The organism is Streptomyces sp. NPDC053426 (assembly GCF_055585405.1).
Genome location: NZ_JBVJKE010000002.1, coordinates 287,742 through 309,606, shown reverse-complemented (window position 1 = coordinate 309,606; position 21,865 = coordinate 287,742). Strand labels below are relative to the sequence as shown.

Here is a 21,865-nt window from a genome sequence, read left to right as displayed (position 1 = left end):
GTTCGACCGCGGGCTCGGCCTTCTTGGCCGTGGCCTTGCGGGTGCGGCGCGGCTTGGCCTCTTCGGCCGTCTCGGTGCCACTCTCGACCGTGTCGACGGCGGTTTCGGCCTTCTTGGCGGCGGTCTTGCGGGTGCGGCGGGGCTTGGCCTCTTCGACTGCCTCGGTGGTGGCTTCGGCGGTGTCGACCGCGGGCTCGGCCTTCTTGGCCGTGGCCTTGCGGGTGCGGCGCGGCTTGGCCTCTTCGGCCGTCTCGGTGCCACTCTCGACCGTGTCGACCGCGGTTTCGGCCTTCTTGGCGGCCGTCTTGCGGGTGCGGCGCGGCTTGGTCTCCGCCGCCTCGGCCGGCTCGGTGCCGCCCTCGACGGTGTCGACCACGGTCTCGGCCTTGGCCGCGACCTTGCGGGCGCGGCGCGGCTTGCTCTCCGTCGCCTCGGCCGGCTCGGTGGTCGCCTCCGCCGTGTCCACCGCTGCGGTGTCCGCGGTCTTGCGGGTGCGGCGGCGGCGCGGTTCGGTAGCCGGAGCCTCGGGCTCCGTGACGACCGGCGCCTCCGTGACGACCGGCGCCTCCGTGACGACCGGGGCCTCCGTGACGACCGGGGCCGCCACGGCTGCCGTGGTCTCCTCGGCCACCGGGGTGACGGCGGCCGTCGCCGTGTCCGCCGCGCCTCGGCGCGTCCGGCGGCGGCGCGGCTTCGCGGGAGCCGTGGCGGCCTCCGCCGCCGTGCTCTCCGCCGTGTCGACGGCGGACTCCACCGCCTCCACCGCCTCCACCGCGGTCGCCGCCCCGGCCGTGACCCCGCCGCGCGTGCGGCGACGGCGGCGCGGGGTACGGGCGGCCGTGTCGGCCTCCGCCGCCTCGCCGGTGCCTTCGGCGGCCGGGTCCACGGGCCGCTGCGCCGCCTCGTCCAGCGCCGCACCGCCCCGCGTACGGCGGCGGCGTCGCGGCGTACGGGGCGAGGTCTCGCGCTCGGCGGAACGGGAGCCGTCGCGCCCGCCCCGGCCACCGCGCCCGCGCGGTGCGCGCCCGCCCGGCTCGCCCAGGTCCTCCAGCTCCTCCGCGTCCAGCCCGGCGCGCGTACGCTCCGAGCGCGGCAGGATGCCCTTGGTGCCCTCGGGGATGCCGAGGTCCGTGAACAGGTGCGGGGAGGTGGAGTACGTCTCCGCCGGGTCGCCGAAGCCCAGGTCCAGCGCCTTGTTGATCAGCTGCCAGCGCGGGATGTCGTCCCAGTCGACCAGCGTGATCGCCGTACCCTTCGCCCCCGCGCGGCCGGTGCGGCCGATGCGGTGCAGGTACGTCTTCTCGTCCTCGGGGGACTGGTAGTTGATGACGTGCGTCACGCCCTCGACGTCGATGCCGCGGGCGGCGACGTCGGTGCAGACCAGTACGTCCACCTTGCCGTTGCGGAACGCGCGCAGCGCCTGCTCGCGGGCGCCCTGGCCGAGGTCGCCGTGGACCGCGCCGGAGGCGAAGCCGCGCTGCTTGAGCTGGTCGGCGAGGTCGGCGGCGGTGCGCTTGGTGCGGCAGAAGACCATGGCCAGGCCGCGGCCCTCGGCCTGCAGCATCCGCGCGACCATCTCGGGCTTGTCCATGTTGTGCGCGCGGTAGACGAACTGCGTGGTGTTCGCGACCGTCGCGCCCTCGTCGTCCGGCGCGGTGGCGCGGATGTGCGTCGGCTGCGACATGTAGCGCCGGGCCAGACCGATCACCGCGCCCGGCATGGTGGCCGAGAACAGCATGGTCTGGCGCTTGACCGGAAGGAAGTTGATGATCTTCTCGACGTCGGGCAGGAAGCCGAGGTCGAGCATCTCGTCGGCCTCGTCGAGGACGAGGGCCTTCACGTGCTTGAGGTCGAGCTTCTTCTGCCCGGCGAGGTCGAGCAGCCGGCCCGGGGTGCCGACGACCACGTCGACGCCCTTCTTCAGCGCCTCGACCTGCGGCTCGTAGGCCCGGCCGCCGTAGATCGCGGTGACGCGCACATTGCGCACCTTGCCGGCGGTGAGCAGGTCGTTGGTGACCTGCGTGCACAGCTCGCGCGTGGGGACGACGACCAGCGCCTGCGGCGCGTCGGTGAGGTCCTCGGGCTTCGCGCGGCGGGCCTCGACATCCGCGGGGACGGTGACGCGCTCGAGGAGCGGAAGGCCGAAGCCGAGCGTCTTTCCGGTGCCGGTCTTGGCCTGGCCGATGACGTCCGTGCCCGACAGGGCCACGGGGAGCGTCATCTCCTGGATGGGGAAGGGGGTGATGATGCCGACGGCCTCCAGGGCCTCGGCGGTCTCGGGGAGGATTCCGAGCTCTCGGAACGTCGTAGTCAGGGTGCTGCCTCTTCTGTGTGCGCGGTGCGAGGCGAGCGCGGGGGTCGTGTCGGGACCGTGCCGGGGACGTCGGCTGCCTTACGGGCGATGCCGTAGGGCACGGGACCACTGCCGACGCTCGAGCGCTCGTACCGCTGAGGGTCCCCCTCCGGAATCCGCACGCAGTGTGGCGTACGGCAAGGAGGGCTGTCGGGTCGGAGCCGATCGGGCCTCCGACCGGGCATCCTCATACATGCGGCCTGTCGAGTACGTCAGAGTGCTCAGCAGGCGCATTACCACCATACCCCGGATTCGCGCACACGCCATGGCCGATTTGGTCACGTAGTCGTCGTCACACTGATTGAGCGGGGCCTTCCGGGGCGCGGCAGGCGGGCTATTGTGCGCTTCATGACGAGCTCTGACAAGCCTGACAACGCCGCGGACACCCCCGACACCTCCGCCGCCGGACCCACCGGCGTCGCCGCCATGGACTGGGCGGCCGCCTCCGCCGACCCCCAGTACCGGGCCGCCGTCGTGGATCTGCTCGGCGCGCTCGCGTACGGCGAGCTGGCGGCGTTCGAGCGGCTCGCGGAGGACGCCAAGCTGGCGCCCACGCTGGCGGACAAGGCGGAGCTGGCGAAGATGGCGTCGGCCGAGTTCCACCATTTCGAGCGGCTGCGCGACCGGCTCGCCGGGATCGGCGAGGAGCCAACGCTCGCGATGGAGCCGTTCGTCGCCGCGTACGACGGTTTCCACAAGCAGACGGCGCCCTCCGACTGGCTGGAGGGGCTGGTCAAGGCGTACGTCGGCGACTCCATCGCCAGCGACTTCTACCGCGAGGTCGCGGCCCGCCTGGACTCCGACACCCGCGCCCTGGTGCTGGCCGTGCTCGACGACACCGGCCACGGCGGCTTCGCCGTCGAGAAGGTGCGCGCCGCGATCGACGCGGACCCGCGCGTGGGCGGACGGCTCGCGCTGTGGGCGCGGCGGCTGATGGGCGAGGCGCTGTCGCAGTCCCAGCGGGTCGTCGCCGACCGGGACGCGCTGTCGACCATGCTCGTGGGCGGCGTCGCGGACGGGTTCGACCTCGCCGAGGTCGGCAAGATGTTCTCCCGCATCACCGAGGCGCACACCAAGCGCATGGCGGCACTGGGTCTGGCGGCGTAGGCCCGCCCGACGGCGTGGGCGCGAAGGGGCTCTGGGCATATAGGGGCGCGGGGCTGTGCCGATATGCGGCTCCGTCGCGCGGGCGCGAAGGGGGTCCGGGGGCGAAGCCCCCAGGGACGGGACGGGAAGGGGCGGCGGGGGCGAGAGAACGTTCAGCCGCCCGGGCAACGCGCGGCGCCACGGTCAAGCCGGGCGGATTCCGGTGCCGCCGTGCACCGAAGTGCCGGGGCCGCGCACCAGGCAGGGGCCGAACGACGCCTCCGGGCACCGCACCCGGCCGGTTTCACCCCCGCCGCCACCGACGGCGACCGGTCAGGCGGTCGCCGACCGGCGCAGTCTTCCCGCCGGGCGCAGCAGCAGCGACAGGGACGCCACGGCCACGATCACCGCGCCGAGCAGGACCGTCAGCATGTTCCCGGCGTCCAGCGCGGTGTGCATGAGGAAGGCGCCGAACAGCGCCCCGGCCACACCGGTCGGCAGGACCAGGGCGCGGGCGGGAAGACGATGCGGCAGACGGCGGACGGCCACCCACGCCAGAGCCAGGCCGAGGATCGCGGAGCTGAGCGCTTCCAAGAGCATGTCGGGGTCCCTCCCACATGGCCGGCCTGCTCACATCGGTCGTAGCCCGGTTTACCCCTGACCTGCGGAATCCAATCCTCCCCTGTGGAGGACCCGTGAGCCGTCCGTGAACACGCGAGGGGCCCGGCGGTCTCGCACCGCCGGGCCCCTCACACGACCACTCGACTGCCGGTCGCGCCTACAGCGCGCCGAAGCCCACCTTGCGCGGGGCCGGCTCGCCGATCTCGACGTAGGCGAGACGGTCGGCCGGGACCAGGATCTTGCGGCCGTGCTCGTCCACGAGGCTCAGCAGCTGCGACTTCCCGGCCAGCGCCTCGGCCACCACGCGCTCGACCTCCTCGGCGCTCTGACCGCTCTCCAGAACGATCTCGCGGGGCGCGTGCTGCACGCCGATCTTGACCTCCACGGCTATGTCCCTCCGACGGTCAGTGAAGTGCGCGACCTTCCGCGCCGTACCAGCACACATTAGCCCGGTGAGGGGACGTACACGCTGCGCCCGGCAACGCCAGGAGCGAACAGCCGGCGGGAACAAACGGCCGCCGGCGTCCGCCCGCCTTCCTCAGTGGTGCTGTTCGTTGCCGTGCAGCGGGAATCCCGCGATGCCCCGCCAGGCCAGCGAGGCCAGCAGCTGCACCGCCTGGTCGCGCGGCACGCTGCGGTCGCTGTGCAGCCAGGAGCGCGCCACCACCTGGGCGAGACCGCCGAGCCCCGAGGCGAGCAGCATCGACTCCGCCCGCGACAGCCCGGTGTCCTCGGCGATCACGTCGCAGATCGCCTCCGCGCACTCGTTGGTCACCTTGTCGACGCGCTCGCGCACGGCGGGCTCGTTCGTCAGGTCCGACTCGAAGACCAGGCGGAACGCGCCGCCGTCGTCCTCGACGTACGTGAAGTAGGCGTCCATGGTCGCCCGTACGCGCTGCTTGTTGTCCGACGTCGACGCCAGCGCGTGGCGCACCGACTGGATCAGGGCCTCGCAGTGCTGGTCCAGCAGGGCGAGGTACAGATCGAGCTTGCCCGGGAAGTGCTGGTAGAGCACCGGCTTGCTGACGCCCGCGCGCTCGGCGATGTCGTCCATCGCGGCCGCGTGGTAGCCCTGCGCGACGAAGACTTCCTGGGCGGCGCCCAGCAGCTGGTTCCGCCGGGCACGGCGTGGCAGGCGTGTACCCCTCGGGCGTACCGCGTCTGTCTGCTCGATGGCTGTCACGCCGCCTCCCATTGTCGTCCACGTGCGGTGTGAGCCGCGCCGCCATCGTACTTTTCGGTAACCGTGGTGTGCGCGGTGAGAGCGCAGAATTTCACGGACCGGACGGCGGTGAAAGCCATACGGACGGTTTCAAAAGCTGTCAGAGCGGGCAAGAAGTTTCCTCCTCACTGCTCGGCGACGGTCCTTGCCGGTGCGCTCGTCACCGGTAGTCGTCCTCGTCGAGGGAGACGATCCTGGCCTGTTCCACCAGGTCCGCCTCGTTGGCGCGGTCGGGGTCGACGTCGGTCATCGGGTCGTCGCGGTCCGGCTTCACCTCCGCGTGCTGCTCGGCCGCGTCGACCTCGGGCGCCTCGACGTCGAACTCCTCGCCCTCACGGGCGTCCTCGTCCTCCGCGAACGTCTCGGGGTCGGTCGGATCTACGGCCATGCCGGGCTCCCTTCCTGCGAACGTCTGCTGCGAACGCCCCCGAGGACTGCGGGGGCGATATGCGGGTGCCCTCCCTACGAGCCTAGGAGACACCCGATCCGGACGCTATGCGATCCGCGACCGGGACGTGACGGGGAGCACACGGCGGGGCCCGCTCCTCGTGGTGGTGCGGAACCCGTCCCTCGCGACGGCTCGTGACTGCTTGTGACGGCGAACACATGAGCCAGTGCGTGATCGTCTCGTAACATTGCCGCATGTCTTCGACCGAGCTGCCGTCCGTGCCGCCCGCAAACGTGCTTCCCGAGGTGGCGGCGGTCAGGGTCGCGGAGGGCGAGCGGCTCAGGTCGGTGGAGCTGCCCGGGGTCACCCTGTCGGTACGGTCCCGGCCGCCCGCGCGGGAGGGGCTGCCCCCCGCCCTCCACGTCCACGGACTCGGCGGTTCCTCGCTGAACTGGTCGGCGCTCATGCCGCTGCTGGAGGACGTCGTCGACAGTGAGGCCGTCGACCTGCCGGGCTTCGGCGACTCCCCGCCCCCGGACGACGGCGACTACTCCATCACCGCGCACGCACGCGCGGTGATCCGTTATCTCGACGCGACCGGCCGCGGCCCGGTGCACCTCTTCGGCAACTCGCTCGGCGGCGCGGTCGCGACCCGTGTCGCCGCCGTACGCCCGGATCTCGTCCGCACCCTCACGCTCGTGTCACCGGCCCTGCCGGAACTGAGGGTGCAGCGCACCGCCGTCCCCACGGGACTGCTGGCGGTGCCCGGCATCGCACCGCTGTTCACCCGGCTCACCCGCGAGTGGACGGCGGAACAGCGCGTCCGGGGCGTGCTGCGGCTCTGCTACGGCGACCCCGCGCGGGTGTCGCCGGAAGGGTTCCGCAACGCCGTACAGGAGATGGAGCGGCGGCTGCGGCTGCCGTACTTCTGGGACGCGATGGCCCGTTCCGCGCGGGGGCTCGTCAACGCGTACACGTTGGGCGGCCAGCACGGACTGTGGCGCCAGGCCGAGCGGGTGCTCGCGCCGACCCTGCTCGTCTACGGCGGCCGGGACCAGCTCGTCGGCTTCCGCATGGCCCAGCGGTCGGCGCGCGCCTTCCGGGACTGCCGGCTGGTGACGATCCCGGACGCGGGGCACGTCGCGATGATGGAGTATCCCGAGACGGTGGCCCTCGCCTTCCGTGAACTCCTCGCGGGTACAAAGGATTCGGCGGATCAGGTGGATACTGGTGAGCCGGACGCGCAGGGCGCTCCGGGTCCACCCGCCGACACCGGTGGGGGAACCACCGCCGAGAACATGAGGGGCTGAGGCGCGACGTGGGACGCCACAGCCGCCGTGGACCCGCCCCGAAGGGCGACGCCGCGGACAAGAGCGCCGTACGGGGAGGCCGTTCGGCGCCGGACGGTTCGACAGGGCCCGGACAGGCGGGCGGACCGCGGCAGCCGAACGGCCCGACCCCGCGCCGGACGCCCTCGCCCCCACCCCAGCAGGGCCCGACCCAGGGGTACGGGACTCCTCCGGCGTACGGAACGGCGGGATACGGAACACCGGCCGGCGGAGCACCGCGCTTCCCGGACGGGACACCCGCACATGGCGTCCCGCGTTTCCCTGACGGGACACCCGCACATGGCGCCTCGCGTTTCCCGGACGGGACACCCGCACATGGCGCCTCGCGTTTCCCTGACGGGACACCCGCACATGGCGTCCCGCGTTTCCCGGACGGGACACCCGCGCACGGCGTCCCGCGCTTCCCGGGCGGCACGTCCGCGCACGGCGCCCCGCGCCTGCCGGACGGATGGCTCCCGGACGGTGCGCCCGCGCAGGGCGGCGTCCCGCGTCTGCCGGACGGAACCCCGGCGCACGGCTTTCCCCGGCTTCCCGACGGGACTCCCGCGCACGGCGTCCCCCAGGCCCGTGGCGGGCATCCGGAGCAGCGGGAACCCGGGGGCGGCTGGGGGACGCCGGACGGTCGTACGGCGGCCGGGGCCGGAGCCGGGTACGGCATGCCGGCGGGACCGGGCGCGCCCCTCCCGCGGCAGCGGCAGGCACCTCCCGGAGGACCGCGCCAGGACTACCTCGACGCCTTCGGCGAGGCCACCGACCGCTTCTCACCGGGCCCGTCCGTCTCCGCGCCGGGCCCCGCGGACCCCTACGCCGCCGTCACCGACTGGAGCGCCGCCCCGGCCACCGGCATCCCCGCCGACCTCGACGATGACGACGACGCGCCGCCGACCGGGCGGCCCGCGCCGGCCAAGGGCGGCAAGGGGCGGACGTTCACCGGGATCGCGGCCGCCGCCGTCACGACCGTGCTGGCCGTCGTCGTGGCCGGACAGGTCGCCGACGAACGCGACGGCACCGACGGCGGCGTACGGACGCAGGCCACCGGCGAACAGGCGCGCGACGTCCGGGACTCCGCCTCGCGCGGGGACGACCGGGAGACACCCTCCGCACCCAGCGCCGAACCGCTGACGTACGAGCAGAGGATGGACAAGAAGTACCCGCTGAGCGCCGCGCGCGGAGGCACGGGGAAGTTCGACGCGATCCCCGGCATCGACAAGGCTCCGGGCGAGGGGGAGAAGATCACCTACCGCGTCGACGTGGAACAGGGACTCGGCCTCGACGGCGAACTCTTCGCCGAAGCGGTCCAGAGGACGCTCAACGACAACCGCAGCTGGGCGCACAACGGCGCGCGCACCTTCGAGCGCGTCCACTCGGGCGAGGTCCGGTTCGTGATCACCCTCGCCAGTCCCGACACGACCGCGGACTGGTGTGCCAAGTCCGGCCTGGACACCACCGTGGACAACGTCTCCTGCGACTCGGCGGCCACCCAGCGTGTGATGATCAACGCGGACCGCTGGGCGCAGGGAGCGGACACCTACGGCGACGAGATCCACGCCTATCGCCAGATGCTGATCAACCACGAGATCGGCCACCGCCTGGGCTTCAACCACGTCACCTGTGACAAGGACGGCGACCTGGCCCCGGTCATGCAGCAGCAGACCAAGTTCCTCGACCACGACGGAATCAGCTGCCGCCCGAACGCGTGGGCGTACCCGAAGAGCTGATCGCCCAGCACGGCGAAACGCGCCCCGCGCGGGAAAGTTACGCCCGTTCACCCCTTTTGATGGCGTGATGGACAACCGTCCATCACGCCACCTCCTTGTCCGCATACGTTCGTCCCGCTGCGAGCCGCCGGACCAACGACGGCTCCTCATACGGGAGATCGGGGGTGCACACGTGCGCATCGGACTGCTTACGGAGGGTGGGTATCCGTATGTGGGCGGTGAGGGCGGGCTCTGGTGCGACCGCCTGGTACGCGGACTCGACCGACACGAGTTCGACGTCTACGCGTTCAGCAGCGGCGAAGCACAGGAGGACGCGGGCTGGGTCCCGCTGCCGCCCCAGGTCGGCCGGGTCCGCACCGCACCGCTGTGGACGGCCGAGGACGACGGGGTGGTGTACGGCCGCCGCGCGCGCCGGCGCTTCTCGGAGCACTACGGCGAACTGGCCGCCGCCCTCTGCGCCGCGACGGACCCCACCGCCCCCGGCCCGGGTCCCACCACCCCCGACCCGGAGCCCGCGACACCCGAGGCGGACCGTTTCGCCACCGCTCTCCGGGGCCTCGCCGAACTCGCCCGCGACGAAGGCGGTCTGGTGGCCGCACTCCGCTCCGAGACGGCCGTACGCGCCCTGGAGCGCGCCTGTCGCGCGCCCGGCGCCCTGCGCACGGCGCGAGAGGCCCGCGTACCCGATCTGCTGGCCGTCGCCGCACACCTGGAGCGCGCCCTGCGCCCCCTCTCGCTCGACTGGTACGAGGAGGACGGGCTGGGCGCGGTGGACCTGTGCCACGCCGCCGCCGGCGGGGTGACGGCCCTTCCCGGCCTGCTCGCCCACCACTTCTTCGGCGTCCCCCTCCTCGTCACCGAGTACGGCGTACGCCTGCGCACGCACTACCTCACCCGCCCGGACGCCTCACCCGCGGTCCGCTCCCTGCTCGCCGCCTTCCACGGCAGGCTCGCCGCCGAGACCTACCGCCGGGCCGCGTTCATCACACCGGGCAACACACACGCCCGCCGCTGGCAGGAGCGCTGCGGCGCCGACCGGGCGAAGATCCGCACGGTGTACCCCGGCATGGACGCCGCGCCCTTCGCGGAGGCGGGGGAGTCCCCGGAGAGCGCGGACCCGCACACCCTCGTCTGGGTCGGCCGGGTGGAACCCGCCAAGGACCTGGTCTCGCTGCTGCACGCCTTCGCGGAGATCCGCAAGAAGGAGCCGAAGACCCGGCTGCGGATCATCGGCGGTCCGGCGGACCCGGAGGGCGCCGCCTACCTCGGCCACTGCGAGGCACTGGCCGCGCAGCTCTTCCCGGACGAGGCCGATGGCCCGCACTCCGTGGGCGCCAACCCGGTGTCCTTCGAGCGGATCGGCGGCCCGGAGCTGCCCACCCCCGCCGACGCGTACGCCTCGGGCGCCGTGACCGTCCTCTCCAGCGTCGTCGAGGGCTTCCCGGCCGGCCTCGTCGAAGCGATGCTCTGCGGACGCGCGACGGTCTCCACGGACGTCGGCGCGGTCGTGGAGGCCGTCGGCGGCACCGGCCTCGTCGTACCACCGCGCAATCCGCGGGCGCTCGCCGAGGCGTGCGTCTCCCTGCTGCGCGACCCCGAGCGCCGCGTACGCCTCGGCGCCGCCGCGCGCGCCCGCGCACTCGAACTGTTCACCGTCGACCAGAACATCTCCGCCTTCCACGGCATCTACTTGGAGATCGTCGCGCGCACACCGGTCCGCCGTCCCCTCCTCGACGGCACCGGCGATCCCCTGCCCTTCGCCACCCCCGCCGAGGCCCACGTCCCCGGCCACTGGACCGACCCCGCCCCCCGCGCCGTCCCCACCTGGGCCATGGACACCCCGGTACCCGCGACGGAGACGGCCCGATGACCGACCTCGGCGAACTGAACCGCAGCACTCCGCCCGGCGCGGCCGACCCGGTCAAGGCGTTGCTGCACCGCCACCACGACCTGTGCGAGCAGGCGGTGGACCCCCTGGAGATCGCGGCGGGCCTGGAGGCCCACGGCATCACCGACCGGACCGCCGCCCGCTTCCGTCACCGCGACGTCTTCTCCCTCGCCGAGGAGCTCTACGCCAGGGTCCCCCGCGACGACGCACCACCCCGGCCCGCCCCGGCCACCACGGGGCCGGGGCCACGCGCCGGCTGGACCGTCCTCACCCTGCTCCCCGGCGCCCTGTGCGTGGCGACGGTGATCGCCCTGCGCCTCACCCACGGCCAGACCCGCCTCTACGCGGCGGCCGCCGGCATCCTGGCCGTCACCCTCGCCCTGCGCGCGGCACTGCGCCGGGGCCCGCTGAGCGCCCGGTCCGACATCCCGCCCCGCTCCGCCGCGGCGTCCTGGACCTGCTGGCTCCTCGGCTACGCCCTCCTGGGCGACGGTCTGCTCGGCACGGCGGTCACCGGCGGCCCCGACGGTCTGCCCGACGGCACGGCGGAGGGGGACTGGCCGCTCACCGTCGCCCCGGTCGTGGCGCTCGCCCTGTCCTGCGCGCCCGCCGCCTGGACGGCCCACCTCTTCGCCGCCCGGGTCCGCCGCAGGCTGGCGTCGAGCCGTGGCCTGGAGGACTTCTCGGCTTCCGTGCGGCCCGCACTCATCGGCGTGTTCGCCCTGTTCCTGGGCGCGGTGGCGGTTCTGCTCACGGTGACGTCCGAGCTCCTCGACGAGCCCCTCGCCCTGCCCCCGACGCTCGCCCTGGGCGGCCTCCTCTTCCTGGCCCGCCTCCTCACGGTCCACGGCTTCACCCACGCGCCGAGGGTGATCCTCACGGTCACGGCGACCGCTCAGGCGACGGCCCTGGCCACGCTCTTCGCGGCCCGCCTCCCCGGCTGCGACGCCCTGGCCACCCCGCTCCAGACCCTGACCGAGGCATGGAACCCCACCGCCCTTCCCACCCTCACCTGTGGGGCAGCGGCACTGATCCTGCTGATCCACGCCTCCCGCAAGCTCCCCCGAGCCTCGGCGCACATCAGCCCGGAGCAACCACGGTGACAACGCGAGACCAGCCCCCGCATGCCGCCGTGCCGCCGTTCCCGCGGGCAGTCGTGCCGCTGGGGCGATGGGGGTCCCCCCGCTCGAGCGAAGCCGAGAGTGGGGGAGGGCGGACGCGACGGCACCCCGCAAACGCCGGGCCGCGCGGCACCCCCCGGCCCACACCCACGCCGGGCACCCCACAAGCGCCGGCGCCCCCGAACCGCGCCGACACCGGGCTGCGGTCACCGACGACCCAGCCCCACCCCACTCCACCGGCACCAGGCGCTAGTGCCACAGGACCCGCACCAGAAGGAGAGCCCCACATGACCACCCCGGACGCCGAAGGAGTCGCCCGATGAGAGTCCTCCTGATCGGAGCCAACGGCTACATCGGCCGCTTCGTGGCCGACCGCCTCCTCGCCGACCCCGCCGTTCAGCTCACCGCCCTCGGCCGCGGCGACGACGCCGACGTCCGCTTCGACCTCGCCACCGGCAGCCCCGGCGCCCTCACCCGCTTCCTCGACGCCGTCCACCCCGGCGTGGTCGTCAACTGCGCCGGCACCACGAGAGGCGGCGCCCGCGAACTCACCCGGCACAACACCGTCGCCGTGGCCACCGTCTGCGAGGCCCTCCGCCGCAGCGGCTGCGGCGCACGGCTCGTACAGGTCGGCTGCGGTTCGGAGTACGGCCCCAGCCAGCCCGGTTCGTCCACGGCGGAGGACGCCGTCCCCCGCCCCGGCGGCCCCTACGGCGTCAGCAAACTCGCCGCCACCGAGCTGGTCCTCGGCTCCGGCCTGGACGCCGTGGTCCTCCGGGTCTTCTCACCCGTCGGCCCCGGCACCCCCGCCGGCTCCCCCCTCGGCCGCCTCGCCGAGGCGATGCGCCGCGCCATGCAGTCCGGCGACAGCGAGCTGAAGCTCGGCGGTCTCGGCGCGCAACGGGACTTCATCGACGTCCGCGACGTGGCCCGTGCCGTCCACGCCGCCTCCCTCTCCGCCGCGCAGGGCGTCATCAACATCGGCTCGGGCCGCGCCGTCCGCCTCCGCGACGCCGCCGGAATCCTCGCCAGGGTGGCCGGCTACGGCGGCGCCCTCAACGAACTGGACACCCCCCCGGGCCTGCACCTACCGCACGTACCCCACCCCACCCACGCATCCCACGCAGCCCACGCCACCACCCCCATCCGCACCACGATCGGCCACCCCCGCCCCGACATCGACCACCACTCCGCCACCACCCCCGTCGCCTTCCCGTACCCCGACGGCTGCGGAAGCTGGCAGCAGGCCGACGTCCGCACCGCCCGCGACCGCCTCGGCTGGCGCCCCCGGATCAACCTCGAGGAGTCCCTCGCCGACATCTGGATGGAGGCGGCATGCCGTATCTGACCAGCGTCAAAACCGGTACGGCGAGCACCGGCGTCCGTACGGGCTTCGGCGTCCCCGGCCTCGCGCACCCCCTCGTCGCCCCGACCGAGTGGAGCGAACTCACCCGCCCGGGCATCCCTCTGCACTGGGTCGTCCTCGACGTGGCCGACGGCCCCGGCACCCAACCCGACCCGCGGTGCCTGGAGGCGGCCGGCCGCCTCCGCAACGCCGGTGTCCGCGTCCTCGGCCACCTCGACACGGCGTACGGCCTCCGTACGTTCGGCGAGGTGCTCTCGGACGCCCACCGCTTCATGGACTGGTACCAGGTCGACGGTTTCCTGTTGGACCGCTGTCCCGCCGACCGAGCCGCACTCCCCGAGGTCCGGCGCACGATCACCACACTCCGGGCGCTCCATGACGCCCACATCGTCCTCGGCCACGGCACCCACCCGTACCCGGGATACGCCGAACACGCCGACCAGCTGGTTACCTTCTCCGGTCCGTGGAACGACTACCGCTGGTCGCAGGTGGCGGAGTGGACCGCCGACCACCCGCCCGAACGCTTCTGCCACTTCGTGCACGGAGTGCCCCGCCCGCACCTGGACGAGGCCCTGCGCATCGCCCGCTGGCAGGGCGCCGCGACGATCTACTTCACGGACCACACCCACCACGCGGACCACCGTGCCCGCACTGCTCCCTGGGAACCCCTGCCCGGCTACTGGGACGACATCGTCTCGCTTATCGGAACGGGTGTCTCGGAATGAAAAAGGCCATGGCACTGTTGGGCGAAGAACAACCGTAGTGATTGACCGACCAACGGAGTCCCCGTGTCGCTGCCACCCCTGGTCGAGCCGGCCCCCGAGCTCACCGTAGACGAGGTCCGCAGGTACTCCCGCCACCTGATCATCCCCGATGTGGGGATGGACGGGCAGAAGCGGCTGAAGAACGCCAAGGTGCTCTTTGTGGGCGCCGGTGGCCTGGGCTCGCCGGGTCTGATGTACATGGCCGCGGCGGGCGTGGGCACGCTCGGCATCGTGGAGTTCGACGAGGTCGACGAGTCGAACCTGCAGCGCCAGATCATCCACAGCCAGTCCGACATCGGCCGCCCCAAGGCCGAGTCCGCGCGTGACACGATCAAGGGCATCAACCCGTACGTGAACGTGGTCCTCCACGAGGAGCGGCTCGAGGCCGACAACGTGATGGACCTGTTCAGCCAGTACGACCTGATCGTCGACGGCACGGACAACTTCGCGACCCGCTACCTGGTCAACGACGCCTGCGTGCTGCTGAACAAGCCGTACGTGTGGGGCTCGATCTACCGCTTCGACGGCCAGGCGTCGGTCTTCTGGTCCGAGCACGGTCCCTGCTACCGCTGCCTCTACCCGGAGCCCCCGCCCCCCGGCATGGTCCCCTCCTGCGCCGAGGGCGGCGTCCTGGGCGTGCTGTGCGCGTCCATCGGCTCCATCCAGGCCAACGAGGCGATCAAGCTGCTCGCCGGCATCGGTGAGCCGCTGGTCGGCCGGCTCATGATCTACGACGCCCTGGAGATGCAGTACCGCCAGGTCAAGGTCCGCAAGGACCCCGACTGCGCGATCTGCGGCGACAACCCGACCGTCACCGAGCTCATCGACTACGAGGCCTTCTGCGGCGTCGTCTCCGAGGAGGCCCAGGCGGCGGCGGCCGACTCCACGATCACTCCCAAGCAGCTCAAGGAGTGGATCGACGACGGCGAGAGCATCGAGCTCATCGACGTCCGCGAGCCGAACGAGTTCGAGATCGTGTCCATCCCGGGCGCCCGCCTGATCCCCAAGAACGAGTTCCTCATGGGCAACGCCCTGGAGAGCCTCCCGCAGGACAAGAAGATCGTCTTGAACTGCAAGACGGGTGTCCGCAGTGCGGAAGTCCTCGCCGTCCTGAAGTCCGCGGGCTTCGCCGACGCCGTCCACGTGGGCGGCGGCGTGATCGGCTGGGTCAACCAGATCGAGCCGGAGAAGCCGGTCTACTGACCGGCCCCGGTACGAACACGGGCCGACGCGGGGGCTCCGGGCACCACGAGTGCGCGGAGCCCCCGTCGTCGTCATGAGCAGATCTTGCCGTCCTCGGGCACCGTGCCGTCCAGCAGGTACGCGTCCACCGTGGAGTCGACGCAGTCGCTCCCGCTGCCGTACGCGCCATGGCCCTCGCCCTTCCAGGTGAGCACCACACCGACGTCCTCGCCCAGCTCGTCCGCCATCTTGCGGGCGCCCTCGTACGGTGTGGCCGGGTCGCCGGTGTTGCCCACGACCAGGACCGGTGCCGCGCCCGGCGCGCTCACCTCCGGGGTGTCGAACTGGCCGGGAACCGGCCAGTCGTGGCACCAGCCGGCCGTGTCCCAGCCGAGGAAGGGCCCGAACACGGGCGAGAGCTCCTCGAACTCGGGCAGCAGCTCCTTCGCCTCCTCCAGGGTCGGCCGCTGCTTGTCGTCCAGGCACGATATGACCCGCTGGGAGTGGGTCGTCGTGCCGTAGTTCCCCGAGACGTCGCGTTCGTTGTAGCCGTCGGCCAGTGCCAGCAGCTCCGTGCCGTCGCCCTCCTCGGCCGCCTCCAGCGCGCCGGTCAGCACCGGCCAGCTGGTCTTGCTGTACAGCGGCAGGATGATGCCGGTCAGTGCCAGGGTCTGCGTCAGCTCGCGCCCGGACGACGACGTCGGCAGCGGGTCGGAGTCGATCCGCTCCAGCAGCTCCGCGATCTCCCGCGAACCCTCCTCGGGGTCCCGCCCGGTGGACTTCAGGTAGTTGTCGAGGGCCGTCTGGAAGCCCCGGGTCTGGTTCTTGGCGTGGCCCACGGTGTCGGCGCTCGGGTCGACCACCGCGTCGAGCGTCATCCGTCCCACCTTCTTCGGGAAGAGATGGGCGTAGACACCGCCCAGCTCGGTGCCGTAGGAGATGCCGAAGTAGTTCAGCCGCTCGTCGCCGAGGGCCTGCCGGATGCGGTCCATGTCGCGAGCGGTGTCGGTGGTCGAGACGTGGGCCATCAGCTCCCCGGCGGCGTCCTGGCAGCCCTTGCCGAAGTCGGTGGCGTCCTGGAGGAACGTCCGCTCCTCGGCCGGTGTGTCCGGGGTGCCGTCCACCGACGACTCGGCGGCCTGGATGTCCTTGTCGTCGCGGCAGCGGATGCCCTCGCTGGCGGCGACCCCGCGGGGATCGAAGCTCACCAGGTCGTACCGCTCGCGCAGCTCGGAGGCCGTGGCGGCGTAGGACGGCATCATCGACACGCCGGAGCCGCCCGGTCCGCCGAAGTTGAACAGCAGTGAGCCCAGGCGGTCGTCGCCCGTGGCCTCGGCCCGGATCAGCGCGAGCCCGATCGTGGAGCCGTCCGGCTTCGACCAGTCCAGCGGTACTTGGAGGGTGGCGCACTGCCACTCCTCGTCCGGCGCGGGGGCGTCCTCGGTGGCCTGGCAGCGCCCCCAGTCGAGCGCCGTCCCGCCGCTCTTGCCGTCGTCTCCCTCATTGCCGGAGTCGTCGCCCGACGAGCCGCTGCCGCTGCAGCCGGCCGTCAGCAGCGCGGCGGCGACCGTCAGGGCCGTCCACCGTGTGAAACGGGTCATGTGCCACTTCCCCCCTCGCTGGCCGTCCGCACCGTGCCGCGGATGGCGGTCAGGCCATGGTAAGCAGATCCGCCGCTCGCCGGGGCGGCCTGTGGATAACGCTCTGACCTGCGGTTATACGGTGGACCGTGGATCCGCTCACGAGCAGACGGTCCCGGATGCCGGCACCTTCCCGTCCAGGAGATAGCCGTGCACCACGTCCTGTACGCACGCGTTCTCGCTGTTGTAGGCCCCGTGCCCCTGCCCCTCGTACGTCAGCTCCACACCCACGCCCTCACCGAGCGCCCGCACCATCCTGCGCGCCCCCTCGTACGGGGTGGCCGGGTCGCCGGTGTTGCCGATCACCAGGATCGGAGCGGCGCCGGGGGCGCGGACATCCGGATGCTCGGCGGCCCCGGGCACGGCCCAGTCGGTGCAGCCGACCATTCCCCACGCCAGGTACTCCCCGAACAGCGGGGACGCGGCCCGGAACTCGGGCAGCCGGCGCTCCACGTCCTCAGGGGTGTAGCGGGGTTTGTCGTCGGCGCAGTTGATGGCCACGTTGGCCGGGACGAGGTTGCTGTACTCGCCGTTCTCACCGCGTCCGTTCATCGAGTCGGAGAGCACCATCAGAATCGTCCCGTCACCGTCGTACGCCTGCTCGAGGCCGTCGGTGAGGAACTCCCAGAAGTCCTGGGAGTACAGGGCCTGCACGATCCCGTTGGTCGCGGCGGTCTGGGTCAGTTCGCGCGGGAAGACGCCCGGGACGGGCGTGCGGTCGAGGTCCTCCAGCAGTTCGGCGATACGGTCCTTCACGTCCTGCGCGCTGTCGCCGACGGGGCACTCCTCGGTCCTGGAGACGCAGTCCTCGGCGTAGTTGTCGAGCGCGAGCTGGAACCCCCGCGCCTGTGCGAGCGAGCCCTGTTCCGCGGTCTCCATGGGGTCGACGACCGCGTCGAACACCGCGCGGCCCACCTTCTCCGGGAACAGGTGGGCGTAGACGCCGCCGAGTTCGGTGCCGTAGGAGATGCCGAAGTAGTGCAGTTTCTCGTCGCCGAGGACCTGGCGCATCAGGTCCAGGTCACGGGCGGCGTCCGTGGTGCGCACGTGCGGCAGCATCCGCTCGGAGTTCTTCTCGCAGGCCGCGTTGAACTCCTCGGTGCCGTTCAGGAGTTCCGTGCGCTCGGCGGCGTCGTCGGGGGTGGCGTCCTGCTGGAAGTACGCGTCGAGCCGCTGGTCGTCCAGGCAGGTCACGGGTGCGCTGCGGCCGACCCCGCGCGGATCGAAGCTCACCAGGTCGTAGCGGGTGCGCAGGGCCGCGTAGTCGTCGCCGAACGCGGGCAGGGTGGTGACGCCGGAGCCGCCCGGACCGCCGAAGTTGAAGATCAGCGAGCCGATCCGTTCGCTCGCCGCGCCGCTCGACCTGGCCCGGATCAGCGCGATGCCGATGGTGTCGCCCTCGGGGTCGTCCCAGTCCAGCGGAGCCTTCATGGTGGCGCAGCTCCACTCGCCCCGGTCGCCGGGCAGGGGCGACGGGGAGGAGCCCCCGCCCTGCGCCTCGGACGGAGCCGGGCAGTCCTTCCAGTCGAGCTGCTGCTCCGTCAGGTCCTCGGCCTTGTCGCCGTCCTCACCGCAGCCCGCCAGCAGCGCGGGCAGCAGTGCGGCGCAGACGGTCAGGGCGGCGGCACGCAGACGGAAGGGGCGGGGCATGGTCCCATCCTGCGGTCGCCAGGAGCGGGGCGCGCGGGACACGGGCCGTACGAGGTAAGGGGCCCTCGCTCACAAGGCCGCCTTACGGGTGAGGTGGTTGAAGGCCAGCCAACCCGGCAGCACCGGCAGCCAGAGCGTCAGGAGCCGGAAGAGCAGCACCGCCGGCGCGGCGACCTCCTTGGGGAGCCCGACCGCGATGAGACCGACCGTGAGGGTCGCCTCGACCGCGCCGACACCGCCCGGCGTCGGGGCCGCCGACCCCAGTGCGTTGCCGGCGAGGAAGACGACGGCGACACTGGCGATGCTGACCGAGGTCGTCTCGTCGCCGAACGCCCGGATCGAGGCGTCCAGGCACATCACGAAGCAGGCCGTCAGCAGCAGCATGCCGCCGATGCCGGTGATCAGCTTCTGCGGCCGCTGCAGCACGTCGAGCATGCGCGGCACGACGCCCGCGAAGAGCGACCGCACGCGCGTGACGACGAATTTCCGCAGGAACGGCACCGAGGTCACCACGAGCACCAGCACCGCCACCGTCAGCAGGCCCCCGATCACCGCGCGGGACGGCGAGAGGGAGGGCGTCTTCTCGGTTCCGGTGAGATAGCCGAAGGCCAGCAGCATCAGGATGTGGCAGCCGAGCCCGAAGAGCTGCGACGCGCCGACGCTCGCCACCGCGAGCCCCGGTCGCACCCCCGCGCGCTGGAGGAACCGCGTGTTCAGGGCGACCCCGCCCACCGCGGCCGGGGCGACGATCTTCACGAACGACCCGGCGACCTGTGCCACCACGGTCCGCACGAACGGCACCCGCTCGGGCACGAACCCGAGGAGGGCCATGGCCGCCGCGACGTAACTGGCCGCCGAGAACAGCACCGCCGCGGCCACCCAGCCCCACTCCGCGTTCTCGATCAGCGGGCCGAACTCGATGTGGGTGAGCTGCGTCAGCAGGAAGTACGCGCCGATCGCACCGGCGATGAAACTGATCAGGGTCCGCGGCCGGACCCGCTCCAGGCGGGCCGGTTCCACCGGGGCCTGCGGCCTGATCCGCAGCACCTCGTGCCGGATCTGGGTGAGCAGGTCCTCCTCGCGCGCCTCCTCCATGGCTTCGTCGACGGCCCGCTTCTCGGCCCGCTGCTCCGCGCGTACGGCCTTCTTGTCGGGCTTGTCGAGCACGACCTGGTGGGCGCCGTGCTCCGCGCGGGCCGGCTTGGACTGCCGGTAGGCCTCCAGGACCGCCTCGCGTTCGCGTTCCGCCCGCTCCCGGGCCAGCTGCCGCAGCGTCCCGCGCGTGGAGCGGCTCAGCGCGATGGGCTGGAGCATCGGCAGGCAGTCCGCCACGGTGTCGGGGCCGAGGACGCTCAGCGCGGAGGCCACCGCGCGTTCGGCGCCCACCCTGAGGCCCAGGGTCACCAGCAGCTGGGAGGTGTCCATGCGCAGCAGCAGGTCGCCGGCCGCGATCTCGCCACCGCGCAGATCGGTGAGGATCACCGTGCCGGAACCATCCACCAGGATGGCGTCGCCCACCAGCCGGCGGTGCGCGATACGGCGGGACTGCAGGGCCCGTACCTGGTGCCAGGTGTCGCGCAGCAGTTCGTCGGTGATCTCCTCGTCCGGCAGCGAGTCGAGGGTGCGCCCGCCGCTGTGCTCGTAGACGAGCATCACCGCGTCGGGGCCGAGTTCGGAGGTCGCGATCAGCTTGGGGGCGTTGGCGCCGGCCGCGATGGCCGCGTAGGCCAGCAGCGCCTCCTGCTCCAGCGCCTGGCGCAGCGACTGCAGACTGCTGCGGGTGGCGAAGCCGCGCAGGGCCAGATTGCGCCACGCGCGGTAGAAGAATCCCTGCGCCTGCTGCTCACGGTCGACCACCGTGACGTCCAGCGGCGGACCGTCCTCCAGGGTGACGAAGTACCGGCGCCCCCGGTCCCCGGCCTCGGAGGCGTCGCCGGACTCCACCCGGGACGCGGTCACGGGGCGGAAGCCGACGGTGCGCAGGCCCGCCATCAGGGTGCGGCCGGTGGGGCGCACATTGGGCGAGCCGACCGCGTAGAGGGTGCCGTAGGCGACGGTCCAGCCGATCAGGACCGTCAGGATGATCGAGAACGGTGTGGTGTACCCGGTGACGAGCATCGAGAAGGCGTCGAGGAGCAGCACCACCCACAGCACCGCGCGCCACCGGGGTCTGCGGGACATTCCGACGGCCGTCATGTACGCGATCACCGGGGCCAGATAGCCGTGCACCGGGTCGGTCAGGGCGTGGATGTCGCCGGGGGAGGGCTGGGTGAGCGCCTCCTGGATCGAGTCCGGAGCGGCACGCGCGACCCACAGGTCGGTGGCGAGTGTCACACCGTGCGCGAGGACGGCGGCGAGCACGCCGTCGGCGATCCGCAGCCCGTCCCGTTTGATCAGCCGCTCGATGGCGAAGGCCACCGGCACCAGGAGGATCGCGATGCTGGAGGCCAGGCCCGCGATCTTGATGAGCAGGTCGGGCGCCTGCCCGGTGCCCTTGTTGATGTCCTGTTCCAGACCCGAGGTGGTGCCGTGGGCGAACGCGGCGATCGCCAGCAGCACCACGACGGCGAGCACGCCCGCCAGGAGCCGCATGAGGTCGGACGGGCGGTGCACCCGCGCGGGGAGCAGCGGTTCGTCGCCCTCCACCTCGTCGATGTGCGCCGTCTCGGGGGCCGCGGCGCCTGGGCGCGACGAGGCGTCAGGGGTGCCCTCCGTGTCCTCGGGGTGCGCGCCCTGCTGCTTCATCGTCTCTTCTCGATCTTGTATCACCAGTCACCGCCCGCACGATGGTGGCATGCCGTACCGGCACAAGGGGGCATCAGGGTCAGAACGCGGGCCGCACAGTCTGCCCGAAGCGCCGCTCCGGAGCGAGCCGTGCGCACGCGCGCGAGCGCGTCACGTTGTCGGTGGGGTGGGGCAGGATGGGCCGGATGAGCCAGGAGAGCCTTCCGTCCGACGGCGGCCCGGAGCACCCGGACGCCCTGCCCGAGTACGCCGAGCGGGTCCTCGAGGTGACCGAGCTGATCCCGCCGGGACGTGTCATGACGTACGGGGACGTGGCCGAGTGGCTGGGGGAGGGCGGTCCCCGGCAGGTCGGGCGTGTGATGGCCCTGTACGGGGGAGCGGTGCCCTGGTGGCGTGTCGTCCGCGCGGACGGCGTGCTGCTGCCGGGTCACGAGCTGAGAGCCCTCGGCCACTACCGCGCGGAGGGCACGCCCCTGAAGGAGGCGGGCCGGGCCGCGGAGGGCCATGTGCCGCGCCTCGACATGAGGCGCGCGCGGTGGGACGGCGGCGGGTACACCGAAGGTCACACCTGACAGCTTCCGCCCTCGCGCACGCCGCCGTGCGGCCTCTGATCCCTCGAGGTGACACAGGGCACATTCGTGGCATGACGTACGTTCGTGAGGCAAGGGACATGTGCGGCCGGAGTGCCCGGAGGGAAGAAGCGGAAAGCCTGCTTCCGCGCTTTTCACCGGCGTAGCGTCGGCTGCGCGTGCCCCCTTCACCCCGCGCCCAC

Annotated in this window: 17 protein-coding genes; 9 read left to right on the top strand and 8 right to left on the bottom strand. The window is 72.6% G+C overall.

Features of this window, described 5'->3' with window-relative positions; all coding sequences use genetic code 11:
• The coding region (locus ACZ62B_RS05220) for a DEAD/DEAH box helicase (protein ID WP_469689308.1) at positions 1-2,221 on the bottom strand (2,221 nt) is incomplete at its 3' end.
• A 480-nt stretch (positions 2,222-2,701) separates the two neighbouring features.
• Between ACZ62B_RS05220 and ACZ62B_RS05215 the strand changes: the two genes are divergently transcribed.
• Entirely contained in the window at positions 2,702-3,460 is a 759-nt protein-coding gene (locus tag ACZ62B_RS05215; protein WP_073932340.1) for a ferritin-like domain-containing protein, read from the top strand.
• A gap of 312 nt (positions 3,461-3,772) precedes the next feature.
• Here ACZ62B_RS05215 and ACZ62B_RS05210 read toward each other — a convergent pair whose 3' ends face one another.
• The 4 genes from ACZ62B_RS05210 to ACZ62B_RS05195 all read right to left on the bottom strand — a co-directional run bounded on the left by ACZ62B_RS05210 (position 3,773) and on the right by ACZ62B_RS05195 (position 5,670).
• Entirely contained in the window at positions 3,773-4,039 is a 267-nt protein-coding gene (locus ACZ62B_RS05210; protein WP_344562999.1) for a hypothetical protein, read from the bottom strand.
• Between the two features lie 178 nt (positions 4,040-4,217).
• Positions 4,218-4,445 carry a DUF3107 domain-containing protein gene (locus ACZ62B_RS05205; RefSeq protein WP_019522837.1) on the bottom strand — a complete coding sequence of 76 codons (228 nt, stop codon included), beginning with the start codon at positions 4,443-4,445 and terminating at the stop codon, positions 4,218-4,220.
• A 153-nt stretch (positions 4,446-4,598) separates the two neighbouring features.
• The gene (locus ACZ62B_RS05200) at positions 4,599-5,243 is read right to left on the bottom strand and encodes a TetR/AcrR family transcriptional regulator (RefSeq protein WP_085574399.1); all 645 of its coding nucleotides are present in this window, start codon (positions 5,241-5,243) and stop codon (positions 4,599-4,601) included.
• A gap of 199 nt (positions 5,244-5,442) precedes the next feature.
• Complete coding sequence (locus ACZ62B_RS05195) at positions 5,443-5,670, bottom strand: hypothetical protein (RefSeq protein WP_344562994.1); 228 nt, start codon at positions 5,668-5,670, stop codon at positions 5,443-5,445.
• A 254-nt stretch (positions 5,671-5,924) separates the two neighbouring features.
• On the opposite strand from ACZ62B_RS05195, the gene ACZ62B_RS05190 reads away from it, so the two are divergent.
• The 7 genes from ACZ62B_RS05190 to moeZ all read left to right on the top strand — a co-directional run bounded on the left by ACZ62B_RS05190 (position 5,925) and on the right by moeZ (position 15,079).
• Complete coding sequence (locus ACZ62B_RS05190; protein ID WP_344562992.1) at positions 5,925-6,980, top strand: alpha/beta fold hydrolase; 1,056 nt, start codon at positions 5,925-5,927, stop codon at positions 6,978-6,980.
• A gap of 8 nt (positions 6,981-6,988) precedes the next feature.
• Positions 6,989-8,737 carry a DUF3152 domain-containing protein gene (locus tag ACZ62B_RS05185; protein WP_469689307.1) on the top strand — a complete coding sequence of 583 codons (1,749 nt, stop codon included), beginning with the start codon at positions 6,989-6,991 and terminating at the stop codon, positions 8,735-8,737.
• Positions 8,738-8,909: 172 nt separating this feature from the next.
• The gene (locus ACZ62B_RS05180) at positions 8,910-10,607 is read left to right on the top strand and encodes a DUF3492 domain-containing protein (protein WP_344562988.1); all 1,698 of its coding nucleotides are present in this window, start codon (positions 8,910-8,912) and stop codon (positions 10,605-10,607) included.
• The gene (locus ACZ62B_RS05175) at positions 10,604-11,728 is read left to right on the top strand and encodes a hypothetical protein (protein WP_469689306.1); all 1,125 of its coding nucleotides are present in this window, start codon (positions 10,604-10,606) and stop codon (positions 11,726-11,728) included. The genes ACZ62B_RS05180 and ACZ62B_RS05175 overlap by 4 nt, the downstream gene beginning before the upstream one ends.
• 337 nt (positions 11,729-12,065) lie before the next feature.
• Positions 12,066-13,094 (top strand): NAD-dependent epimerase/dehydratase family protein, encoded by a 1,029-nt coding sequence (locus ACZ62B_RS05170; RefSeq protein ID WP_344562984.1) that lies wholly within the window; start codon positions 12,066-12,068, stop codon positions 13,092-13,094.
• Complete coding sequence (locus ACZ62B_RS05165; RefSeq protein ID WP_469689305.1) at positions 13,082-13,837, top strand: spherulation-specific family 4 protein; 756 nt, start codon at positions 13,082-13,084, stop codon at positions 13,835-13,837. The genes ACZ62B_RS05170 and ACZ62B_RS05165 overlap by 13 nt, the downstream gene beginning before the upstream one ends.
• 63 nt (positions 13,838-13,900) lie before the next feature.
• Positions 13,901-15,079 carry an adenylyltransferase/sulfurtransferase MoeZ gene (gene moeZ, locus ACZ62B_RS05160; RefSeq protein WP_030835051.1) on the top strand — a complete coding sequence of 393 codons (1,179 nt, stop codon included), beginning with the start codon at positions 13,901-13,903 and terminating at the stop codon, positions 15,077-15,079.
• A gap of 71 nt (positions 15,080-15,150) precedes the next feature.
• On the opposite strand, the gene ACZ62B_RS05155 is transcribed toward moeZ, so the two are convergent.
• The 3 genes from ACZ62B_RS05155 to ACZ62B_RS05145 all read right to left on the bottom strand — a co-directional run bounded on the left by ACZ62B_RS05155 (position 15,151) and on the right by ACZ62B_RS05145 (position 21,093).
• Positions 15,151-16,659, bottom strand: coding sequence for an alpha/beta hydrolase (locus ACZ62B_RS05155; protein ID WP_469689304.1), 1,509 nt, complete (start codon positions 16,657-16,659; stop codon positions 15,151-15,153).
• A 138-nt stretch (positions 16,660-16,797) separates the two neighbouring features.
• A complete protein-coding gene (locus ACZ62B_RS05150; RefSeq protein WP_468886877.1) occupies positions 16,798-18,348 on the bottom strand; it encodes an alpha/beta hydrolase in 1,551 nt (516 codons plus the stop codon).
• A 69-nt stretch (positions 18,349-18,417) separates the two neighbouring features.
• Positions 18,418-21,093 (bottom strand): lysylphosphatidylglycerol synthase transmembrane domain-containing protein, encoded by a 2,676-nt coding sequence (locus ACZ62B_RS05145; protein ID WP_468719341.1) that lies wholly within the window; start codon positions 21,091-21,093, stop codon positions 18,418-18,420.
• 185 nt (positions 21,094-21,278) lie between these two features.
• Here ACZ62B_RS05145 and ACZ62B_RS05140 point away from each other — a divergent pair, with 185 nt between their 5' ends.
• Complete coding sequence (locus ACZ62B_RS05140) at positions 21,279-21,665, top strand: MGMT family protein (protein ID WP_451834970.1); 387 nt, start codon at positions 21,279-21,281, stop codon at positions 21,663-21,665.
• The last annotated feature ends 200 nt before the right edge of the window (positions 21,666-21,865 follow it).

What these genes read in the sequence shown, in the direction of transcription:
- ACZ62B_RS05215 (WP_073932340.1), top strand. Translation starts at nt 2,702, where the DNA reads ATGACGAGCTCTGACAAGCCTGACAACGCCGCGGACACCCCCGACACC.
- ACZ62B_RS05210 (WP_344562999.1), bottom strand. Translation starts at nt 4,039, where the DNA reads ATGCTCTTGGAAGCGCTCAGCTCCGCGATCCTCGGCCTGGCTCTGGCG.
- ACZ62B_RS05195 (WP_344562994.1), bottom strand. Translation starts at nt 5,670, where the DNA reads ATGGCCGTAGATCCGACCGACCCCGAGACGTTCGCGGAGGACGAGGAC.
- ACZ62B_RS05190 (WP_344562992.1), top strand. Translation starts at nt 5,925, where the DNA reads ATGTCTTCGACCGAGCTGCCGTCCGTGCCGCCCGCAAACGTGCTTCCC.
- ACZ62B_RS05175 (WP_469689306.1), top strand. Translation starts at nt 10,604, where the DNA reads ATGACCGACCTCGGCGAACTGAACCGCAGCACTCCGCCCGGCGCGGCC.
- ACZ62B_RS05170 (WP_344562984.1), top strand. Translation starts at nt 12,066, where the DNA reads ATGAGAGTCCTCCTGATCGGAGCCAACGGCTACATCGGCCGCTTCGTG.
- ACZ62B_RS05165 (WP_469689305.1), top strand. Translation starts at nt 13,082, where the DNA reads ATGCCGTATCTGACCAGCGTCAAAACCGGTACGGCGAGCACCGGCGTC.
- ACZ62B_RS05155 (WP_469689304.1), bottom strand. Translation starts at nt 16,659, where the DNA reads ATGACCCGTTTCACACGGTGGACGGCCCTGACGGTCGCCGCCGCGCTG.
- ACZ62B_RS05150 (WP_468886877.1), bottom strand. Translation starts at nt 18,348, where the DNA reads ATGCCCCGCCCCTTCCGTCTGCGTGCCGCCGCCCTGACCGTCTGCGCC.
- ACZ62B_RS05145 (WP_468719341.1), bottom strand. Translation starts at nt 21,093, where the DNA reads ATGAAGCAGCAGGGCGCGCACCCCGAGGACACGGAGGGCACCCCTGAC.
- ACZ62B_RS05140 (WP_451834970.1), top strand. Translation starts at nt 21,279, where the DNA reads ATGAGCCAGGAGAGCCTTCCGTCCGACGGCGGCCCGGAGCACCCGGAC.